The sequence below is a fragment of the Marinobacter sp. CP1 genome (genome assembly GCF_001266795.1).
In the GTDB taxonomy this organism is placed as follows: domain Bacteria; phylum Pseudomonadota; class Gammaproteobacteria; order Pseudomonadales; family Oleiphilaceae; genus Marinobacter; species Marinobacter flavimaris.
Map to the genome: position 1 here is coordinate 1837772 of NZ_CP011929.1, position 20419 is coordinate 1858190.

The following is a 20419-nucleotide window of genomic DNA, read 5'->3' on the forward strand; positions in this document are numbered from 1 at the left end:
CTATGAGCCTTGATCAGATTCAGGCCCTTATCGACACCTGGACGGGCTTGGGCATCTGGCTGGCACTCGTTGGCGCCAGTGTTGCCTGGGTGATCTATGACCTGAAAACCAGCAACAGCCATATCGCCTCCATGATGCAGTGGGTTTGGGGGCTGACCGTGCTTTATTCGGGACCGATAGGCCTTGCCATCTACCGATATTCCGGGCGCAAACAGATCCCCACGGACAGTCTTGCCCGCAAGGGTTTTCGTTCGGTGGCCCATTGCTATTCGGGCTGCGGCATAGGCGAGATTCTCGGGGTGATCATCTCGGTTGGCCTGTTTGCCATGGGCAACTTCTGGGCAGCCATCATCACCTTTACCCTCGCGTATATATTCGGCTTTGCCCTGAACATTGGCCCGATGATGCAGAACGGGATGCCCTTCAAGGAAGCCTTCAAGGGCGCCTTCGTCGCGGAAACCATCAGTATTGTGGTCATGGAGTCCGTGGCAATCACCACCGACCTGTATCTGGGCGGAGAAGCAACCATGGGTGATGCCCTGTTCTGGTCATCACTTTACGTATCGCTCTCACTCGGGTTGTTTGCCGCCTGGCCGGCCAATCTGCTGTTGATCAAATACGGCCTCAAAGGCGGCATGGGCGACCCACGGGATGAGGACGCTGCTTCCCACGCGCACTGCCACTGACCGCTCCATGGCTCAGGCCTGCGCGGCAATGGCAGTGCACCTGCCAGGGAAGCGATCAGCTTCCGGCCGCGCGCAGGGCCTGGCCCAGGGCTGAATAATAACCCTGGAATGCACGATTAACCCGTTCCCGTTGCGCGCCAACCGGATAGAGCCCCAGTTTTGCTTCTTCGGATTCGCGGGTTCCGCTTACCAGAAAGGCATTCTTTACGTCGGAATCCTGCACAAAGGCTTCAAACGCCCGGGCGCAGAGTTCTTCGGGCAGGCTGAAGTACTGAATCCCGGCCGCTTTGTCCGCCTTCACCGAGCACCGGAAGAGCTCGCTGGGCTCTGCGCCTTCTTCGTCCAGCAAAACCGCTTTAAAGCAGGCCTGCAGACGGTCATTCAGAGGGTGGCGAACCGCATCGTCGCGGCGGAGCCAGAGTTTCGACGCAAACTGGCCTCTCTGGGCCTCACCGAAAAGCTTCTCACCAATGTAATGGTCGAAAGCGTGAAACCACTCGTGGGCAATGCTGCCCGGGCCTGCGTTCTTGGCCAGTGAGAAGCTGCGCGTGGCCGGCGTGTAGTGGGCCGACACGCCGGGCCGGCCGCCAATGCCGTACTGCAACGCCAGGGTGCCGCGCAGGGACACCAGCGACTCGGTGCCGCCAAGAATGGTCATCAGGTCGCACAGGGCATCGTAGAACAGCGACGCACTGCGCTGTTTCTCCGGCTCGGTGACCCAGCGGCCAAGCTCGATGGAACGGAACTGGAAACGACGGCGGACGTCGAGAAAGGTAACCGGCGCACTGGCACGATGGTCCGGGCCCCGACGGTAAAAAGATCTTGCCATGGCGCTATTGTACGATGAAAAACCAGGCTGTCTTTCCGACATCGGCAGAAACATCATTTGGCGGGATTGACCGGTTTTATGTGAATTATGACCGTCTGATTTTTCGCCGGCCTGTGCCACACTGCCTGAACCAATAATGACAATATCCCGAGTGAGTGTTTGCCATGACCGACACCCAGACCCATTACCGCACCTGCAATATCTGTGAAGCCATGTGTGGCCTCGAAATCCAGCATCGGGGTAACGAGATCCTGTCCATCAAGGGCGATAACAACGACCCATTCAGCCGCGGCCATATCTGCCCGAAAGCCGTCGCACTGCAGGATTTCTACAACGATAAGGACCGCCTGAAAACGCCCATGAAGCGCACCGCGGACGGCTGGCAGGAGATCAGCTGGGAAGCAGCCTTCGAGGAAATCGCCTCGCGGTTTCGGGGTATCCAGCAGGAACATGGCCAGGATGCCGTCGGGGTGTACCTGGGCAATCCGAACGCCCACAACTTTGGCAACGCCATCATGCTGCCGCGGTTCTTCAAGGCGCTGGGCACCAATAACCGCTACAGCTCCGCCTCCGCCGACCAGTTACCGCATCACGTGGCTTCCAATTACATGCTCGGCGCCGGCATGCTAATCCCAGTGCCAGACATCGACCATACCGATTTCATGCTGATCATCGGCGCCAACCCGATTGTCTCCAACGGCAGCCTGATGACCGCACCCGGCGTGGGCAAACGCCTGAAAGCCATCCAGCAACGGGGCGGCAAGGTGGTGGTGGTTGATCCACGGCGCACCGAAACCGCGAAAAAGGCCGACCAGCACCTGTTTATCCGCCCGGAAACCGATGCCCTGTTCATGCTGGCCATGGTCCACACCCTGTTCGAGGAACAGCTGGTTACCCTGGGCCACCTGGAAGACCGGATCGACGGGCTGCAGCAACTGGCCGGGGCCGTCAAACCCTATGCTCCGGAATCCGTGGCGGACGCCTGCGGTATGAGCGCTAGCGCCATCCGCGAGCTGGCCCGGGAGATGGCGGCCGCCAAAAGTGCCGTTTGCTACAGCCGCATGGGCGCCTCGACGCAGTCATTCGGCGGCCTCTGCCAGTGGCTGAACAACGTGCTGAACATTCTCACCGGCAACTTCGATAGCCGCGGTGGCGCCATGTTCCCCCAACCGGCCTTTGATCTGGTTCGGGACAAAAAGGGCAAGCCCAGTTCCTATGGCCGTTACGAGTCCCGTGTTAGAAAGCTCCCCTACTTCAACAACGAATTCCCCGTGGCCACCCTGGCGGATGAGATCCTGACCCCGGGCGAAGGCCAGATCCGCGCGATGATCACCATCGCCGGCAACCCCGTGCTTTCGGCACCCGGCGGAGCCCGACTGGAAGACGCCTTCGATGCATTAGATTTCATGGTGTCGGTGGATATCTACCTGAACGAAACCACCCGCCATGCCGACATCATCCTGCCCGCCACGACAGGGCTGGAAGTGCCCCACTTCGATGTGTTCTTCAACTCTTTCGCCGTGCGCAACACCGCCAAGTTCTCCGAGCCAATGTTCGAGAAAACCCCGAACCAGAAACACGACTGGGAAATTCTCCGGGACCTGGCCTTGCAGTTAACGGGCCTGGAAGACGATGGCGTAACGCCGGAGGCAATGCTGGATCTGGGCCTGAAACACGGCGCCTACGGAAAAGAGGGCATGAGCCTGGAGACCCTGAAAGCCAACCCCCATGGGGTGGATCTGGGGCCACTTCAGCCCTGCCTGGCGCAGCGCATCCAGACCGAGGACGGCAAGATCCGCATTGCCCCCGAGCTATACCTGAAGGATCTGAAACGCCTGGATGCCTCGGGCCTGTTGCAGGCAGATGAGAACAGCGAGTATCCGTTCACGCTGATCAGCCGCCGCCTGCCCCGCAGCCACAATACCTGGACCCAGAATTCACACCGGCTGGTAAAAGGCAAAAACCCGTGCACTTTGCAGATGAACGCGTCAGATGCCCTCAAAATCGGGCTTGAAGACGGACAACTGGCCACGGTTACGTCGGCTTCCGGGAGCATCAACCTGCCGGTGGAAATCGACGACGATATGTTCGAGGGTGTGATCAGCATGCCCCAGGGCTGGGGCCACAACCGGCCGGACACCGCCATGTCGGTCGCCCAGGGACAACCCGGCGTGAGCATGAACGACGTTACCGATTCCGGGCGCATTGACGCACTGACCGGCAACGCGGCGTTTAATGGTACGAGGGTAGCCGTACGCGCAGCCTGATGTGAGATATGGCGTGGATAAGTTTGCGCTTCTTGCTGAATAGGGGAAGGCTGTCAGTCAGTCCTGGTTGGGACTACGGGACTGATTGGCACGCAAGTAATCGTCACTGACTTCCAATTCATAGACAGTTTTCGATTGAACCAGGCAGTCGAGCATTTGTTTGCGTGCTCTATGATATTTTTCATCGATTACGGGACGATCCTTTTCCCACGTTTCCCGATCAGGCCACTGAGCATAACCAACCAGGATATTCGGTTTGTCTGAGGTATGGAGTCTTGAACCAAAACTGCCACAGTGCTCATAGATAGCTTTCGTCACTTCGAGCCAGGCTTCGCGAAATGAAGTCTCTGCGCCTTCCTTGATTTCAAACTCATAAACGGCAACAAACATTCGTTTCCTCTCTAAGTTCTAACGCCTTGGCTTTGCGGCGTGACAGAGCGCCAGAGTATGCACGTCCGACAACAGCCATTGGTTAACTGCTTGCATGCGCATAGCTATGCGCATAGGATCAAGCTTTGTATTCTAAATCTTCTGGGAGGCCCTCATGGCCGAACTCTATGACTCAGCCGCCCCCAAAAAGGCAGCGAACCTCTCAATCAATAGCGATCTTCTGCGTAAGACCCGGGAACTGAACATCAACTTGTCTGCCACCCTGGAACGAGCTCTGAAAGAAGAGCTTTCGAAACGCGAGGCCGCTCAATGGGTTGAAGAGAATCGCGCTGCGATAAAAAGCTACAACGATTTCGTCGAACAACATGGATGCTTCGGCGACGAATTCAGGGAGTTTTGATGGCACAGTTCGATGTGTACCCCAACCCGAGCAAAATCAGCAAGGCTCACTATCCTTACCTTGTGGATATTCAAAGCAGCCTTCTTAGCGATTTGGCAACTCGTATTGTCATCCCTTTGGGCAAACGTTCTGCCTTCGGTGGCGAAGCTATGCAAGGGCTCACTCCCGAAATCAGCTTTGCCGATCAAGAGCTATTGCTGTTAACTCCGCAAATTTCCTCCGTGCCTGAAAAACATCTCAAGACCCCTATTGGCTCTCTCTCACATTTCAGAGACCAGATCGTTGGAGCTTTGGACCTGGCTATAACCGGCATTTAACGCCCGCAGCATGAGCACCCTTGTAATGGAGCCAAAGACGCAATGAAAAGGGTGTCGCCCTGCCTGCGCTGGCTAGGGCGCGGTTGAACAAAGAGCCACCACTTCTTGAAGTTTAATGTTGCGAAACACCGTATCGGTTTGGGTAACTGAACTCTGTATTGTGGCGCCTGGAAGACTGCTCCCTCCGCTGGAAAATGTCCCAATATTCTGAACACCAACAGGTATTGGTACACTCATTTTAACTTGACGCTCATATTCGGTAACCGATTTCACCTTAATAACTGGCGCATTAGAGGTCGGCCCGAGTGCCTCATTACAAACCTCAGAGATTTGGGAGAGTATTTTCTCTGTACTACTGTCTGCTTCATCCACATAGGTGACTTGGATTCCAGCTGGTAGCGACTCGGTACTATAGCCAAGCACACTGTCGTACGACCTTGGCCCCGATGCGCAGCCGGAAAGAAAGAGCGCGACTGCCATAAAGCGATGAATTTTCATTCCAAGTCCATTAATTAAAACGTGTTCTAACGCCAATGTTCAGCGGCCGGTTTGGAGGCGCAACCGCGCCGGAAAACCGGTCCGGTGGAGGCCCGCCAGGGCCGGAACGAACTGCAACTACTTGTTAGAGCGATCTACCACTTCGTTTCCTTATAGCAGAATGTCCTCAACCCCTCAGAAAGTCGATCTGATGCAGCCTGTATCAGTGTGACGTCCGGGACAGCCATTGTGCCAGCCTCAAAGTACCGGAAACGGTGTTTCGTATATTCGTAACTCAATAGGTCAATCACGCCAAAATGAACGCGATCCAATTTTACCTCCCGTCCGATCTGCCTTCGCCGAGCTTCCGCACTCAGCGCTTTGAGATTGTGACCAAATCGTTTTCTGAGTTCTTCAATTGATTCACCGCGCCCCATCAGGAAAGCCTTGAACGATAATTCGATCGACTGGCCAACAAGAAAGTAGTAAGGCATGAAGTATTTGTCGTCGACTCCGTCACGAACGTATAGCGAGGCACGGCGGAAATCGTTTCCGTAACGCCACATTCCATAAGGAGTTGTACGTTCTGTGCTCATATAGCTCTAACGCCAAAATTCAGCGGCGGCCTTTGCGTAGCGAAGCAAAGCGAAGAAAAGGCCGTCCGGTGGAGGCCCATTTGGGCCGTAACGAACTGGAATGACTGGTTATGAATCTTGGAAAATAAAACACTGCTCATCATAAGCTTTGACATCACCGGCCTGTTTCGCGAGGCACATGCCCCCTTGCATTCTGAGCGACCCCTTTAAAAAATCTATGTGCAGAAGGAAGGTCATCGGGTCAATATGCCGTTTCGATACGGGATAGGCGGCTGCGGCAAAGTACATGTTTTGAATACGACCGATTAACTCAAAGGCCATTTTTGAGTCCTCGACCTCGACGACCACGTTACCGGAGATATCTTCACCATGCTGTCGCAATGTCAGCGACACTTGGATTTCATCCTTACTTCGGTCGGTGTCCATAATCCAGGTGCCATCAATTCGGACACCTCTGTACACCTTATCTGCGTACCAAGGCAAAAACCCTTTTCGGATAAACTCTGAAACCCCGATAAAAATAAGGGTTGCTATGAGGCTTCCCGAAATGCCGATTAGTAGAGACAGTGTTACTGGTTCCATCTATGTTCCCAAATCGAATTCATAACGCCAGTGGTAATGGGCGCCAACGGAGCGCAGCGTAGTTGGCGTCCCGTTGACCACCTTGTTGAGCCCTCAATCCAGCATGTCAGCCATGTGGCCGCTTGGAAAACGCCCGTGTTCTGGGCACTGAAAATACCAAACCATTGATCCGCCTTGGTCTGGACCGAAACCTGAAGGGACGCTTGGTTTACCGCAAACACGGCACGGCCTTGTCTGATCAAACATGGATATATCGATCCCATGCTTGGCTTTTTCCGGTAAGGAATCGAGAACTTTCTTTGTTCTGCCGAACTCCTCGGAAGTCTGTTTTTCGAACTCAGCAGCAGATTCCAAGTCTGCTTCTTTTATCTGAGCCAGAGAATACTGCGTCAGTTTGCCAAGAGCTGAGAGCTGAGCGGTCAATTCGCGCACCTGGTCTTGAGTGTGGGTGGTGACCTGATCTCTTGCGTCAGCGATATCCGCAGAACCCTTCCTTGCGAAGACCCAAGTAGAAATGGTGCCGAGTATCCATCCGACAATTAAGATCAAGATATCTTTCATAGATCCTCAGTGCTTAACGCCAGAGCGCACCGCCGCACTTCAGTGCCTCCGAGTGACGCTGCTTGTTAAGTTATCCTTTCTTTATTATTTCAACCAAATTTGGCGGCGCAACAAAAACATCTGTCTTAGCGACTTTATACTTTTTTAATATTTTGAACTCATCAGACAAAGCTAGCAAATCCGTCCGCGCTGTTTGATATGACACCCCATGCGAATTTTTATGTGACTTAATAGTATATTCTTGACCTGGGTTATCGAGAGCATTTTTTAGCAAACCAAGCTGCCTATGATTCAAAGCACCACTCAGCTTTGAATTTTCTAACAGTCTAGCTGCTCTTCTATACTCCCCAGTTTTATGGGCAAGATAACTATGAAGATCTCTTATAGCTTTTTTGATAACCTCAAGCTGATGAATAATAAAGTATGTAACATCATTGCTGTCAGTCTCAGTATGTAGGTAAGCATACATATACTGGGCTGGCGCCATTTTTATAACCCTAGATATGGAAATATACTCCATCAGCCAGTATCCTTCCCTCGCCATAATCCAATAAAAAAGGGCGCGAGCTGTTCTACCGTTACCATCAACAAAAGGATGATCATAACCAATCATGAAATGCACGACGATTGCTTTTATGACTGGAGGAATAAACTGGTTTTCTTTATCAAAGTCAGCATTAACAAAATCACATATCTTTTGGATCCGATCATCGAGTTCATCCGACGATGGCGGCGTGTGAAGCAACTTTTCATCATGAGAGTAGACTCTAATATCATCATCCTTTCCGCGAAAAACACCCATCTTCTCAGAGTCTTCTTCTGCAAGCGTATCCTCCGTCACAATACTATGGAGCTCTAAAATCATAGATTTTGTCAGAATCTCATCCTTATATTCCCTGATGAAATTCATGGCATTATAGTTATTGAGGATCATCTTTTCTGAATGATCGTTTGGAGACCTGCCCGTTCTAAGCATCTCCTTCGCGACCCTGCGAGTAGTAGACGCCCCCTCCAATTGGCTGGAATTAATAGCCTCTTCTATAAGCGAATTAATGAGATAGGTTTGCTTGGTTTTAGGATCTGAGATTTTACTATCAGCTTGTATCGCTCCTGTGGCATTTTCACTTATCCAGAGTATGTCTCTCATTACGGTATCTGGAATACAAAATTGAAACGGCTTTCCTCCCTTATCCCGAAAAGGAAGCTCTTTCGAAATTCTCGACCGGGACTCTCTCATTGCTAGCCAGTACAATTCGGCATCATACCCTTCGGGCATAGTGAGATGCCTGAGCTTATCCCAGTGCAGATAGCGTCCCTTAGAATCACAGGGTCCAATAGACCTATCGAAAAGCTGCGCGATCTTATCTCCGTCGCCGCTTTTAATAATTTCGAAGACTCTCTCTTGCGAGGGAGGGGAAACTGGAATTTTCATGCAATTCGCCCCAAATACTAATTTTGTTGAAATTAGTATACACCTCGACACGCCGGTCATCTACTAACTTTTCAAAAATTAGTACGAAACCCCAGCGATGGCGCTTAACAGCAATTAGACAGAGCGCTTCATGATTGCAGAAATTTGACCGCTTCGTTATTACGGCTTCTGGATCACAGTACGCAATGCCCATAAATTTATAAAACAACAGGTTAGCCCACGACACACCGCCTTTCCATGTAATCATTTGACATCTGTGATCCACTCCACCAACAATACTGTATAAATAAACAGCACTGGCAGGGAGCCAAGACGAATGAAAGGAAAACAGCCTCGCTTACGGGAGCAGGTTCGTGCGGTTATCCGCGTGAATCATTACAGCATCCGTACCGAAAAAACCTACTGGTACTGGATCCGTTACTTCATTCGTTTTCAGCAAATGAAGCACCCTCCCGATATGGGGCCCCACGAAGTCAATGAGTTTCTGACCTGGCTCGCTGTGCATCGTAATGTCGCGGCAGCCACCCAGGCGCAGGCCCTGAATGCTCTCGTTTTTCTCTACGACAAAGTGCTGGATAAGCCGCTCGGTGAAATTGGGGAAGTTATTCGCTCAAAAAAACCCCGGAAATTACCCGTGGTTTTGACGCACGAGGAAGCCATGCAGATTATCGACCGGCTTGGTAAAACCGACAGGCTGATTGCTTCCCTGCTCTATGGATCGGGCTTGCGGGTTACCGAGGCCTGTCGCTTGCGCATCAAGGACCTGGATTTAATGGCAGTGGCTGTTCCCCTCTCCCACGCTCAGCACGGATAATCTAGGTAATGTCGCTCGCCATCATCGCCATATATCCTCTGTACAGCGGGCTGTGCGCGCGGCTGCACAAGAAGCCGGCATTGGTAAGCGCGCTGGCTGCCACACCTTTCGACATACCTTTGCCACGGAACTCCTGAAGCGGGGAACCGACATCCGCACGGTTCAGGATTTACTGGGCCATGCGGATCTGCGCACCACCCAGATTTATACCCACGTCCTCGGACAAGGTTTCGCAGGGGTGCGCAGTCCGCTCGGCTAGAAGTCAGTAAGCCCTCACCACTCCAACTGAGCCCCGGTCTGATACTCAATCACCCGCGTCTCGAAGAAGTTCTTTTCCTTGCGCAGGGTGGCCTGTTCATCCAGCCAGGGCGACACGTTCTTCGCGCCTGGGAACGGCTCTTCCAGGCCGACGGTGCGGGCGCGGCGGTTGGCCACAAAGCGGAACTGTTCGCTGTGATACTCAGCCGAATAACCGAGAATCGGGTCCCGCAGGATGTAGTCCGCATAGGCCCTCTCGGCGGCTTCCGATTCGTCCCACATCTCGCGCACGGCCTTCGGATCGAAGGTGATGTTCTCCTCTTCCACGATCTGGTTGACCACTTTCAGGCCGAATGAGAAGTGCATGGCCTCGTCCCGCAGGATGTACTGCAGCTGTTCACCGGTACCACGCATCAGGCCCCGGCGCTGGAGGGCGAAGATGGGGCTGAAGCCGTTGTAGAACCAGGTGCCTTCGAACACCGCCGCGAAGAACAGGTAGGACATGATGAATTCCTGCAGGTCGTCCTTGTTACGCAGGTTCATGTCCGGGCGCATGGCCGCATCCAGCCGGCGGTTGGCAATCTGGATCTTGCCGTTGATGGCGGGTACCACGCGGTAGCGGTTGTAGATCTCGCTCTGGTCCAGGTTGAGGGTTTCGATGCAGTGCTGGTAGGCCCAGGTGTGCATGGCTTCCTCGTATACCTGCCGCGCCTGGTAGATCTGCAGCTCTGGCGCGCTCATCTTCTCCATGACCGCCAGGCCGATGTTGCGCATGGCCAGGATATCCGAGGTGGTTAAGTAGGCCAGCACGTTCTCGTACACGTGCTTTTCCGGCGCGGTTAGCCTGTGATGGTAGTCATGAACGTCCTGGGCCATGTTCACATCCAGGGGGGTCCAGTGGTTTTTGTTGGCGTTCATGAAGTACTCCCAGGCCCAGGGGTACTTGAACGGTGCCAGCTGGTTAATGTCAGTTTCGCCGTTAATGACTCGTTTGTCGTCCACGTTCACCGGTGCCGGGGCGCCGGGATGCGCCGCTTTGGGTTCAGTTTTTGGTTCGTCGTCCCAATCAAGCATGGTTTTGCCTCGAAATCGTTTAGTGAGCAGTTACTGACAGGCTTCGCAGTCCGGGTCGTCGATGCTGCACACCTGTGGCTGGGGCGCGTCAACCGGAGCGGTTTTCTCGGCACCGGTGGCACCCAGGGAGCGCAGGTAATAGGTGGTTTTCAGGCCACGTTCCCAGGCCAGCTGGTACAGGGCATCCAGCTTTTTGCCGCTGGGCTCGGCCATGTACAGGTTCAGGCTCTGGGCCTGATCGAGCCATTTCTGGCGACGGGCAGCGGCTTCCACCAGCCATCTCGCATCGATTTCGAAAGCGGTGGCGTAACGGGCCTTGAGTTCCGCCGGGATGCGGTCGATTTGCTGCACGCTGCCATCGAAGTATTTGAGGTCGTTGACCATCACGTTGTCCCACAAACCTTCGGCCTTGAGGTCACGAACCAGCGACGGATTCACCACCGTAAACTCGCCGGAGAGGTTCGATTTGACGAACAGGTTCTGGTACGCCGGTTCGATGGACTGGGACACGCCAACGATGTTGGAGATGGTCGCCGTGGGCGCGATGGCCATGACGTTGCTGTTGCGCATGCCATTTCTGGCGATCAGCTCTCTGACTGGCGACCAGTCCAGCCGGGCGTTGGTGTTTATGGCTAAATCCCCTTCCCTGCGGTTCTCCTTGAGCAGGTTGATGGAGTCGATCGGCAGGATGCCCTGCTGCCAGAGTGAGCCCTCAAAGCTCTCATAGGCGCCTCGCTCACCCGCCAACGAAGCCGAGGCGCGGATGGCGAAGTAGCTGAGTTGCTCCATGGCAACGTCGGCAAACTCAACCGCTTCCGGGCTGGAATACGGCAGGCCCAGTTGATAGAGCGCGTCCTGGAAACCCATGAGGCCAAGACCGACCGGGCGATGCCTGAGGTTGGAGTTGCGGGCCTGGGGCACGGCGTAATAGTTGATGTCAATAACGTTATCGAGCATGCGCACGGCGGTGTTCACCGTCTGTTCCAGGCGCTGCACATCCAGCTCGCCGTTGGCGATATGCGCGGCCAGGTTCACGGAACCGAGGTTGCATACGGCGATCTCTTCGGCACTGGTGTTCAGGGTGATTTCCGTGCACAGGTTAGAGCTGTGCACCACGCCCCGGTGCTGCTGGGGGGAGCGCAGGTTGCACGGGTCCTTGAAGGTGATCCAGGGGTGGCCGGTTTCGAACAGCACGGTGAGCATCTTGCGCCACAGCTGCTTGGCCGGGATTTTCTTGAACAGCTTGATTTTGCCCTGCTCCGCCAGCGCCTCGTAATGCTCGTAGCGTTCCCGGAAGGCGTTGCCATACAGGTCATGCAGATCCGGCGCATCGCTGGGGGAGAACAGGGTCCAGTCACGGTCTTCGCGCATGCGCTCGATCAGCAGATCGGGCACCCAGTTGGCAGTGTTCATATCGTGGGTGCGGCGGCGTTCGTCGCCGGTGTTCTTACGCAGTTCCAGGAATTCCTCGATGTCCAGGTGCCAGCTTTCTAGGTAGGCACACACCGCACCTTTACGCTTGCCGCCCTGGTTGACCGCCACGGCGGTGTCGTTGACTACTTTGAGGAAAGGCACCACACCCTGGCTCTGGCCGTTGGTTCCTTTGATGTGGGAGCCCAGCGCACGGACTGGCGTCCAGTCGTTGCCCAGGCCGCCAGCCCATTTCGACAGCATGGCGTTGTCGCGGATGGCGCCGTAGATGTCTTCAAGGTCGTCGCCCACCGTCGTCAGGTAACAGGACGACAGCTGAGAATGGCGGGTACCGCTGTTAAACAGCGTGGGTGTGGACGCCATGTAGTCGAACGACGACAACAGGTCGTAGAACTCGATGGCCCGGGCATTCGGGTCGTCTTCCCGCAGGGCCAGCCCCATGGCCACGCGCATGAAGAAAACCTGCGGCAACTCAAGACGGGCCTTGTTCCAGTGCAGGAAGTAGCGGTCGTACAGGGTTTGCAGGCCCAGGAAGCCGAACTGCAGGTCACGTTCCGGTTTCAGGGCGGCTCCCAAGCGCTCCAAATCGAAAGCGGCCAGGGCTTCGTCCAGCAGTTCATAACGAATACCTGCCTCGATAAAGGCACTCAGGGCCTGTGGATAAATCTCAGCCAAGGGCAAACTGATGGGCAGGCCCAGGGCGGCGGCATTCTCCAGACGAAGTTGCTCAAGGAGCAGGCGCGCGGTGACGGCACTGTAGTCCGGCTCCCGCTCAATCCGGCTGCGGGCGGTCATGATCAGGGCCGACAGCACGTCTTCCTCGGCAATGCCGTCATAAAGGTTGGTGAGGGCATCGTCTACCAGGGAATCCCCGTCAATTCCCTCCAGCCCTGTGGCGGCCTGTTCCACCTGCAGTTTCATCAGGCCCAGGTCCAGGGGAGCGATTTCACCGCTGGTCTTTTTCACGGTCAGGTGCGGGTGGGCCTCCACAGGAGCATGGCGGGCACGCTCGCGGGCGTGCTCTTCCCGGTACAGCACGTAGGCGCGGGCCACTTTCTGCTCCTCAGCCCGCATCAGGGCCAGTTCCACCTGGTCCTGAATATCCTCGATGTGCACCTTGCCACCCGCCTTCAGGCGGCGGCCAATGGCCTGGATTACCTGGTCGGTGACCCGATGTACGGCATCATTGATTCTGGCGGAGCCGGCGGCGGTGTCACCCTCGACGGCGAGGAAGGCTTTGGTCACGGCAATGCTGATCTTCGACGGATCGAAGCCGACAAGAGTGCCATTGCGTTTGATGACCTGGAGGGATTCGGTATCGGTGTGCGAGGTCGGCCGGGGTTCGGCCAGGGCTGAGGCAGACATGTGTGTTCTCCTGAATACGCGTTGAATTCCTTTCACCATCGCGTACGCAGGGGCACACCTCGCCATAGGAATGGCTGGGCATAACCGGTCTGCTCACCCTGAGTCGCGAAGGTGCAGTCAGGAGCTGTGAAGCTCCGTATCCCTGGCAGGTCTTCGGACTCAGGGGCGTGAATCGTTGGATTCGGCCTCGCTCGGCGACTTCCCGGTATCAACCAGTGTCGTAATGCCGTGCTTGTTCCCCAATACCGCTGCGCGTCAGTTCCGGAGTCTCACCGGATTCCCGATACCAGAATGTGTGGGGTGATCACGCGCTGACCGATTTGGTTACGCACTGATCACTACATCTGGTATTTGACCAAGGATGAAAACACTATATACACGATATCCAGAAGGAACAACCAGCAGAATAAAAAAAGGCCCCGGAGAGGGGGCCAAACACGTGACAGTATCAACTCAGCCAATCAGTGGCTGATCATCCAGGGCCGCATGGAGGGAAACATCTTCTTCCCATCAGCGGTGTAGAACAGCATGGACTTACCCGGTTTCTGGGAGCCGCAGCCGCAGGCCCGGCTGTGCTCCTTATCGTGGGCCCGTCGGTCCGCGGTGGAAAAAACCGGTTCGTGTCGAGACCGCTCGTTCCGGTCCTCAGCCGCCCTTTTAGCCGGGTCCATGGCCGCAATATGCGATGGCAACACGATCACCCTGGGCGAAAGCGCCTTGCAGGTCGGACATTCCGCCGGCTTGGCCGCATCCTCCATGGTAGCCAGGGTATTGAACAGGCCGTGCTCCCGGCACTTGTAGTCATACACAGGCATGGTGATTACTCCTTATCTTTCGACAACGGTACGTCCATGCCCCCGCTGACTTTCTTCTGGGGGCCTTCAGCGGACGGGTTGATGTCGAAGTCGAAGATGCCCGTGGGCAGCCAGAGTGTGGCGCAGGCATTGGGGATATCCACCACGCCGCTGATGTGGCCTTCCACCGGTGCACAACCGAGAATCGCGTAGGCCTGGGCCTTGGTGTAGCCGAACTTGGTCATGTACTCGATGGCGTTCAGGCAGGCCTGGCGATAGGCCACATGCACGTCCAGGTAATGCTGGCCGCCGTCCTCGTCTACCGAGATGCCTTCGAAGATCACGTAGTCGTCATAACGGGGCTTGATCGGACTGGGCTTGAACACCGGGTTCTTGATGCCGTATTTCTTCACGCCGTCCTTGATCAGGTTGACCCGCAGGTGAATCCAGCCGGCCATCTCGATGGCGCCGCAGAAGGTGATTTCACCATCGCCCTGGCTGAAGTGAAGGTCGCCCACGGAAAGGCCTGCACCATCCACGTATACCGGGAAGTAAACCTTGGAACCACGGGAAAGGTCTTTGATATCACAGTTACCGCCATGCTCACGTGGCGGCACGGTGCGCGCGGCCTCGGCGCCGGCAGCTTTGGCCGCTTCACCGGTCATCTGGCCCATGTGGGCGGTCTCGCCGTTGGGCAGTGTCGCCAGTTCCGGCACCCGCTCAGGATCGGTGGCCACCAGGCCGGCTTCCCGCTTGTTCCAGGTTTCCAGCAGCTCCCTGGAGGGCAGGCAGCCGATCAGGCCCGGGTGAATCAGGCCGGCAAATTCCACGTTGGGAATGTGGCGGGATTTGGTGAACATGCCGTTGAAGTCCCAGATGGATTTCTGGGCTTCCGGGAAGTGTTCGGTCAGGAAGCCACCACCGTTCTGCTTGGAGAAGAACCCGTTGAAGCCCCACTGGCTTTCTTCGAAGGTGCCGATGTCGAGGATGTCCACTTCCAGCAGGTCGCCGGGCTCGGCGCCTTCCACGCCGATCGGGCCAGACAGGAAGTGCACCTGGCTAAGATCGACATCCCGCACGTCGTCGGCACTGTCGTCGTTCTTGATCTGGCCGCCGGTCCAGTCGTAGCACTCGACGATAAAATCGTCCCCCGGCTTGACGGTGGCTACCAGCGGAATGTCCGGGTGCCAGCGGTTGTGGATTTTGTCGTTCTCATAAGCCGACTTGTTCAGATCGATCTTGATAATGGTTTCAGCCATAACGGGCGCTCCTTGGTGTTGGCTTGCACGATTAGGTAACGCCTTTACTATCCGGAATCCCGTGCCGGTGAGGTATTCGCGAAATGCCCCCGGTGCCTACGTCATTCGACGTATTGGTAAACGGTGACCGTGTTGCCCTTCAGTCCGGCACGGAACCGACGGCACTCAGGATAGGCCAGCAGTGCCCGCGCTACCGCCGGCTCCAGGCGCTGGCGAAATGCTCGCAACAGTTCCCTTGCTCCGTAGCGGGCGTCGTAACTCCGGCAGAGTTCAGCGCGCAATTCCGGCAACAGGCTGAGCTCTGCGTGCTTCTTGGAGAGCCGACGATTGAGACCTGCCAGCTCGATGTCCAGCAGGGCTTCCAGCCAGTTGTCGGTCAGCCGGTTAAAGGTGAGGATCTGGTCGATCCGGTTGAGAAACTCCGGGTCGAAATGGCGTCGCAAGGCAGCATCGCGAATGGCCTCGCCCTTGCCGGGCGATAAACCAAGCCAGCGCCGCCATCCCCGCTGGTATCGCTGTTGGTGGGTCTCAGCGTCCAGGGCACCGGCGTTGCTGGTCATGAAGATCAGGGTGTTGCGGAAGTCGATCTCCCGATTGCCGGAGGGGAAGACCAGTCGGCCGGTGTCGAGCACATTGAGCAGGGTACGGACCACTTCCTTGCTGGCCTTCTCGATTTCATCGAACAGCACGATGCCGGGTTTGCTGAAGGAACCCTGAACCTTGTCCAGATCAAACAGGCTATGGCCTTCCTTGCTGCCCACGTAGCCCGGAGGCGCGCCGGTGAGTGCCGCCGCGTAATGCTCCTGGGCCAGGGTATTCATGTCGATACGGCACAGGCCATCCCGGTTGCCATGAATGGCTTCGGCGATCAGGCGCACGGTTTCAGTCTTGCCCACACCCGTGGGCCCCAGGAACAGGTGCACCGCCAGCGGCCGGTTGTCCTCGCCAATGTCGGCTTTTACCCGCACCAGCATGGATTCCATGGCATCAAGGGCCTCGTCCTGGCCGACGATGTTTTGCCGCAGGCGGACCATGACAGCATCGGGCTCGAAACGGAACCGGGAAGCACGAACCGGGCCTGAAGCGGCCCGGTTCTTTTCGATGGACTCCCGGTTGGCTTCCAGCCGTTCGTTAATAAACGGCATCAGCACCTCCCGGGCTTATGCCCCTGCAGATTTTTCCTTGCCGTCGAACGGCAGCTCGCCCACCGGGCACTCGGCGGTACCTACCGTCTTCCGGGTCATGGCCTCCACGTTTTCCTGCGCCTTCTGGGCGTCCATCACCCAGGTACGGTAGAACTCGAACGGACAGTCGGCCACGCCCTTGTCGCCGTCCCCGGAGGCATGCACACCGGTGTAGCCCCGGTGCAGCAGCTTGAACAGGTGATTCTGGGACTGGTCGTTCGCACGGGCATCACGGATCTGGCTTACGGACAGCTGGGCATACTGAATGCCCATGTCTTCCTCACCGCATTCCCCGAGGGTACGGCCATCGAAGCCAATGATCGCGGAGTGGCCGAAGTAGGAATACACGCCGTCAAATCCGGCGGCGTTGGCCACCGCAACGTAACAGTTGTTGGCCCAGGCCATGCTCTTGGCCATCATCACCTGCTGTTCCTTGGCCGGGTACATGTAGCCCTGACAGCGAACAATCAGCTCCGCCCCCTTCATGGCGCAATCGCGCCAGATCTCGGGATAGTTGCCGTCGTCGCAGATGATCAGGCTGATCTTCATGCCCTTTGGCCCCTCGGTGACGTAGGTGGTGTCACCCGGATACCATCCCTCGATCGGACACCAGGGGATACACTTGCGGTATTTCTGGACGACCTCACCCTCGTTGTTGATCAGAACCAGGGTGTTGTACGGCGCCTTGTTGGGGTGATCCTCGTGTCGCTCTCCGGTGAGCGAAAACACGCCCCAGGTGTTCGCCTCACGACAGGCGGCGGAGAAGATGGCCGTTTCGTCACCGGGCACGGTGGCCGCGGTTTCCATCATTTCCTCGTTGTCGTACATGATGCCCATGGTGCTGTATTCCGGGAACACCACCAGGTCCATGCCCGGCAGGCCGACCTTCATACCCTTGATCATGTCAGCGATGTTGCGGGCGTTGTCCAACACCTCGGCTTTGGTATGCAGCCGCGGCATCTTGTAGTTCACCACCGCCACGCCGACGGTATCGTCGCTGCTGGAAATATCACCGTGTCTCATCGTTCTGCTCCTCGTTAAACCGCCAGATAGCTCGCAATCTTGTCCTGATCCGCTTCTTCGCGGCTCTCTTCGTGCACAATCGCGCCCTTTTCAATCACCAGGATCCGGTCTGCCGCATCCATCACGAAGCTCAGAACCTGCTCCGACACCACAATCGACAGGCCCCGCTCATCCCGGATGCGCCGAAGGGTCTGCGCAATTTCCTTGATAATGTTGGGCTGGATACCTTCCGTGGGTTCGTCAAGCAGCAGCACCTTGGGCCGGGTGGCCAGTGCCCGGGCAATAGCCAGCTGTTGTTGCTGACCGCCGGAAAGGTTGCCACCACGCCGGTTCTGCATTTCCTTCAGTACCGGGAACATCTCGTAGAGGTCCTCGGGTACCTTCTTCTCACCCACGGCGGCCAGGCCGGTCTCGATATTCTCCCGTACCGTCAGTGTCGGAAAGATCATCCGCCCCTGCGGCACGAAACCGATTCCGGCGCGCACACGCTGGAAGCTCTTCAGGCCGGAAAGGTCGTTCCCATCCAGGCTGACCTCACCGCCTCGCGTGGGGGTCATGCCCACCAGGGATTTCATCAGCGTGGTCTTGCCCATGCCGTTTCGCCCCACCACGGCGACTATTTCGTTCTTTGCCACGTCGAGGTTGAGGTCATCGATGATGGTGCTTTGGCCGTAGGCCACCGAATGATGTTTGATGCTCAGCATGATCAGTGCCCCAGGTAGACTTCGATGACTTTCGGGTCCGATTTCACGTGCTCGATGGACCCTTCGGAAAGAACTTTGCCCTGATGCATGACCGTGACCCGGTCAGCGATATCACCGACAAACTGCATATCGTGCTCGATCACCAATACCGTATGGTCCCTGGTAATCACCCTCAGCAGCTCGGCGGTTTTCTTGCGCTCGGTGACGGACATCCCGGCTACCGGCTCATCCAGCATCAGCAGGTCCGGTTTCTGGATCAGCAGCATGCCGATCTCCAGCCACTGCTTCTGGCCATGGCTCAACGATGCAGCCGGCTCATTCAGGGCCTCGGTCAGGAAGATGGTTTCAGCCACCTCCTCCACAGCATTGATCACCTCCGCGTCGCGCTTGAATCCCAGGGCGCCCATCACGCTGTGTCCCTTTGGGTAGGACACTTCAAGGTTTTCAAAGACGGTCAGGTCCTCGAACACGGACGGGGTCTGGAACTTCCGGCCCACACCCGAGTGAACAATCTGGTGCTCCTTGAGCTTGGTAAGCTCCTTACCGTCAAACTTGATGGAGCCGGACGTGGCCTTGGTCTTGCCGCAGATCAGGTCCAGAACCGTGGTTTTACCGGCACCGTTGGGGCCGATGATGACCCGGATTTCCTTGGGATCGAGGTAGAAGGACAGGTCATCCACGGCCTTGAAGCCATCGAATGACACGGTCAGGCCTTCGACCGCCAGCAGGAAATCCCCACTTTTGCTTTTGGCTGCACTCATCACGATTTCTCCGGGCTGTAGGAATCGATCATCGGATCGTAATCAGGAGTCTTCTCAGCGGTCGGCTTCGGCTCTGCGGCTTTTTCCGCGGGCTTGGCCTCCAGCTGTGCACCCTTGTTGCGCTTGAAGATCTTGTCTTCCAGAGGCATGACGTAGGTCTGATACAGGCCGGCCAGACCGTTCGGGAAGGCCAGTACGACACCGATAAACAACGCACCCATGGCAAACGGCCAGAGTTCCGGGAAGGATTCCGAGAAGCCACTCTTGGCGGCATTCACCAGCAAGGCACCGTAGACCGCGCCGAGGATGGACAACCGGCCACCCAGGGCACAGAAGATGACCATCTCGATGGAAGCGACGATGCCGATGAACGACGGCGACATGAAGCCGACAATCAGGGTGAACATGGCACCACCGACGCCGGCAAAAGCCGCTGCCAGGCAGAACACGAAGATCTTGAAGGCGGCAACGTCATAGCCGGAAAAACGCACTCGGTTTTCCTGGGCGTTCATGGCCACAAGGATGCGGCCCAGCTTCCGGTTCTGGACCAGGCGCGCCACAAACAGGCAGAGGAACAGCATGCCAACACAGACAAAGTACAGGATGGTCCGGGCCTCATCGGTGCGGATGTCCCAGCCGTTCAGCGTCTGCAGATCGGTAATGCCGTTCACACCGCCGGTATAGCCCTGCTGTCCGATAATCAGGATCGTCAGGATTGCGGCAATGGCCTGGGTGATGATGGCGAAGTACACGCCCCCCACCCGCCGGGTAAACATGGCGAAGCCGATAACGAACGCCAGCAGAACCGGCACACCGATCACCGCAAGCAGGGTGAAGGAGAAGCTGTGGAACGGTTCCCAGAACCAGGGCAGCTCGGTGAGCTGGTTCCAGTCCATGAAATCCGGGATGCCGGGGGTGGACTGGATGGCGGTGGCCTCCGGAGTGGAGGCCTCCAGCTTCAGGAACATGGCCATACAGTAGCCGCCAAGGCCAAAGAACACACCCTGGCCCAGGCTGAGAATGCCGGCCTTGCCCCAGCACATCACCAGGCCAATGACGACAAAGGCGTAGGTCAGGTACTTGCCCACCATGTTCAGGCGGAATGGGTCCAGCGCCAGTGGCAAAAGCACCACCAGCAACACGGCCAGTGCGACGTAATACAGTCCCTCGCGGGTGGCAAACCATTTCAATGGGGATGAACTCTTCATGACAATC

At 56.5% G+C, this 20419-nt stretch carries 22 protein-coding genes and 1 riboswitch; of the genes, 6 read left to right on the forward strand and 16 right to left on the reverse strand.

Going from position 1 to position 20419, the window contains the following annotated elements; genetic code table 11:
• The first annotated feature begins 2 nt into the window (after positions 1–2).
• Entirely contained in the window at positions 3–686 is a 684-nt protein-coding gene (locus ACP86_RS08600; RefSeq protein ID WP_053113333.1) for a DUF4396 domain-containing protein, read from the forward strand.
• Positions 687–741: 55 nt separating this feature from the next.
• Here ACP86_RS08600 and ACP86_RS08605 read toward each other — a convergent pair whose 3' ends face one another.
• Positions 742–1515, reverse strand: coding sequence for a CLCA_X family protein (locus ACP86_RS08605; protein WP_053115498.1), 774 nt, complete (start codon positions 1513–1515; stop codon positions 742–744).
• A 164-nt stretch (positions 1516–1679) separates the two neighbouring features.
• On the opposite strand from ACP86_RS08605, the gene ACP86_RS08610 reads away from it, so the two are divergent.
• Positions 1680–3782, forward strand: a complete 2103-nt coding sequence (locus tag ACP86_RS08610; protein WP_053113334.1) for a molybdopterin-dependent oxidoreductase — start codon at positions 1680–1682, stop codon at positions 3780–3782.
• Positions 3783–3839: 57 nt separating this feature from the next.
• Here ACP86_RS08610 and ACP86_RS08615 read toward each other — a convergent pair whose 3' ends face one another.
• The gene (locus ACP86_RS08615; RefSeq protein WP_053113335.1) at positions 3840–4172 is read right to left on the reverse strand and encodes an antibiotic biosynthesis monooxygenase family protein; all 333 of its coding nucleotides are present in this window, start codon (positions 4170–4172) and stop codon (positions 3840–3842) included.
• Between the two features lie 154 nt (positions 4173–4326).
• On the opposite strand from ACP86_RS08615, the gene ACP86_RS08620 reads away from it, so the two are divergent.
• Both ACP86_RS08620 and ACP86_RS08625 read left to right on the forward strand, forming a co-directional pair.
• Positions 4327–4572, forward strand: a complete 246-nt coding sequence (locus ACP86_RS08620; protein WP_053113336.1) for a type II toxin-antitoxin system CcdA family antitoxin — start codon at positions 4327–4329, stop codon at positions 4570–4572.
• Positions 4572–4889, forward strand: coding sequence for a CcdB family protein (locus ACP86_RS08625; protein WP_053113337.1), 318 nt, complete (start codon positions 4572–4574; stop codon positions 4887–4889). The genes ACP86_RS08620 and ACP86_RS08625 overlap by 1 nt, the downstream gene beginning before the upstream one ends.
• A 72-nt stretch (positions 4890–4961) precedes the next feature.
• On the opposite strand, the gene ACP86_RS22610 is transcribed toward ACP86_RS08625, so the two are convergent.
• The 5 genes from ACP86_RS22610 to ACP86_RS08645 form a co-directional block, all read right to left on the reverse strand.
• Positions 4962–5387 carry a hypothetical protein gene (locus ACP86_RS22610; RefSeq protein WP_141201895.1) on the reverse strand — a complete coding sequence of 142 codons (426 nt, stop codon included), beginning with the start codon at positions 5385–5387 and terminating at the stop codon, positions 4962–4964.
• Between the two features lie 134 nt (positions 5388–5521).
• Positions 5522–5962 (reverse strand): hypothetical protein, encoded by a 441-nt coding sequence (locus tag ACP86_RS08630; RefSeq protein ID WP_141201896.1) that lies wholly within the window; start codon positions 5960–5962, stop codon positions 5522–5524.
• 108 nt (positions 5963–6070) lie between these two features.
• A complete protein-coding gene (locus ACP86_RS08635) occupies positions 6071–6544 on the reverse strand; it encodes a hypothetical protein (RefSeq protein WP_053113339.1) in 474 nt (157 codons plus the stop codon).
• Between the two features lie 93 nt (positions 6545–6637).
• Positions 6638–7105: a hypothetical protein gene (locus ACP86_RS08640; protein ID WP_053113340.1), complete on the reverse strand. Its 468-nt coding sequence runs from the start codon at positions 7103–7105 to the stop codon at positions 6638–6640.
• Between the two features lie 70 nt (positions 7106–7175).
• A complete protein-coding gene (locus ACP86_RS08645) occupies positions 7176–8537 on the reverse strand; it encodes a Fic family protein (RefSeq protein ID WP_053113341.1) in 1362 nt (453 codons plus the stop codon).
• Positions 8538–8853: 316 nt separating this feature from the next.
• Here ACP86_RS08645 and ACP86_RS08650 point away from each other — a divergent pair, with 316 nt between their 5' ends.
• Positions 8854–9351, forward strand: a complete 498-nt coding sequence (locus ACP86_RS08650; protein ID WP_053113342.1) for a phage integrase N-terminal SAM-like domain-containing protein — start codon at positions 8854–8856, stop codon at positions 9349–9351.
• The gene (locus ACP86_RS23685; RefSeq protein ID WP_413771720.1) at positions 9320–9610 is read left to right on the forward strand and encodes a tyrosine-type recombinase/integrase; all 291 of its coding nucleotides are present in this window, start codon (positions 9320–9322) and stop codon (positions 9608–9610) included. The genes ACP86_RS08650 and ACP86_RS23685 overlap by 32 nt, the downstream gene beginning before the upstream one ends.
• 14 nt (positions 9611–9624) lie before the next feature.
• Here ACP86_RS23685 and ACP86_RS08660 read toward each other — a convergent pair whose 3' ends face one another.
• The 9 genes from ACP86_RS08660 to urtC form a co-directional block, all read right to left on the reverse strand.
• Positions 9625–10683 carry a ribonucleotide-diphosphate reductase subunit beta gene (locus tag ACP86_RS08660; RefSeq protein ID WP_053113344.1) on the reverse strand — a complete coding sequence of 353 codons (1059 nt, stop codon included), beginning with the start codon at positions 10681–10683 and terminating at the stop codon, positions 9625–9627.
• A gap of 30 nt (positions 10684–10713) precedes the next feature.
• On the reverse strand, positions 10714–13479 hold the full coding sequence (locus ACP86_RS08665; protein ID WP_053113345.1) for a ribonucleoside-diphosphate reductase subunit alpha: 2766 nt from the start codon (positions 13477–13479) through the stop codon (positions 10714–10716).
• A gap of 126 nt (positions 13480–13605) precedes the next feature.
• Positions 13606–13803: riboswitch (cobalamin riboswitch) on the reverse strand.
• A gap of 137 nt (positions 13804–13940) precedes the next feature.
• A complete protein-coding gene (locus ACP86_RS08670) occupies positions 13941–14294 on the reverse strand; it encodes a zinc ribbon domain-containing protein (RefSeq protein ID WP_053113346.1) in 354 nt (117 codons plus the stop codon).
• A 5-nt stretch (positions 14295–14299) separates the two neighbouring features.
• Positions 14300–15532, reverse strand: coding sequence for a formamidase (fmdA, locus tag ACP86_RS08675; protein ID WP_053113347.1), 1233 nt, complete (start codon positions 15530–15532; stop codon positions 14300–14302).
• Between the two features lie 101 nt (positions 15533–15633).
• Positions 15634–16677 (reverse strand): AAA family ATPase, encoded by a 1044-nt coding sequence (locus ACP86_RS08680; protein ID WP_053113348.1) that lies wholly within the window; start codon positions 16675–16677, stop codon positions 15634–15636.
• Positions 16678–16692: 15 nt separating this feature from the next.
• Complete coding sequence (locus tag ACP86_RS08685) at positions 16693–17739, reverse strand: aliphatic amidase (protein ID WP_053113349.1); 1047 nt, start codon at positions 17737–17739, stop codon at positions 16693–16695.
• Positions 17740–17753: 14 nt separating this feature from the next.
• Positions 17754–18443: an urea ABC transporter ATP-binding subunit UrtE gene (urtE, locus tag ACP86_RS08690; protein WP_014578803.1), complete on the reverse strand. Its 690-nt coding sequence runs from the start codon at positions 18441–18443 to the stop codon at positions 17754–17756.
• A gap of 2 nt (positions 18444–18445) precedes the next feature.
• The gene (gene urtD, locus ACP86_RS08695) at positions 18446–19204 is read right to left on the reverse strand and encodes an urea ABC transporter ATP-binding protein UrtD (protein ID WP_053113350.1); all 759 of its coding nucleotides are present in this window, start codon (positions 19202–19204) and stop codon (positions 18446–18448) included.
• Entirely contained in the window at positions 19204–20412 is a 1209-nt protein-coding gene (gene urtC, locus ACP86_RS08700) for an urea ABC transporter permease subunit UrtC (RefSeq protein WP_053113351.1), read from the reverse strand. The genes urtD and urtC overlap by 1 nt, the downstream gene beginning before the upstream one ends.
• Between the last annotated feature and the right edge of the window lie 7 nt (positions 20413–20419).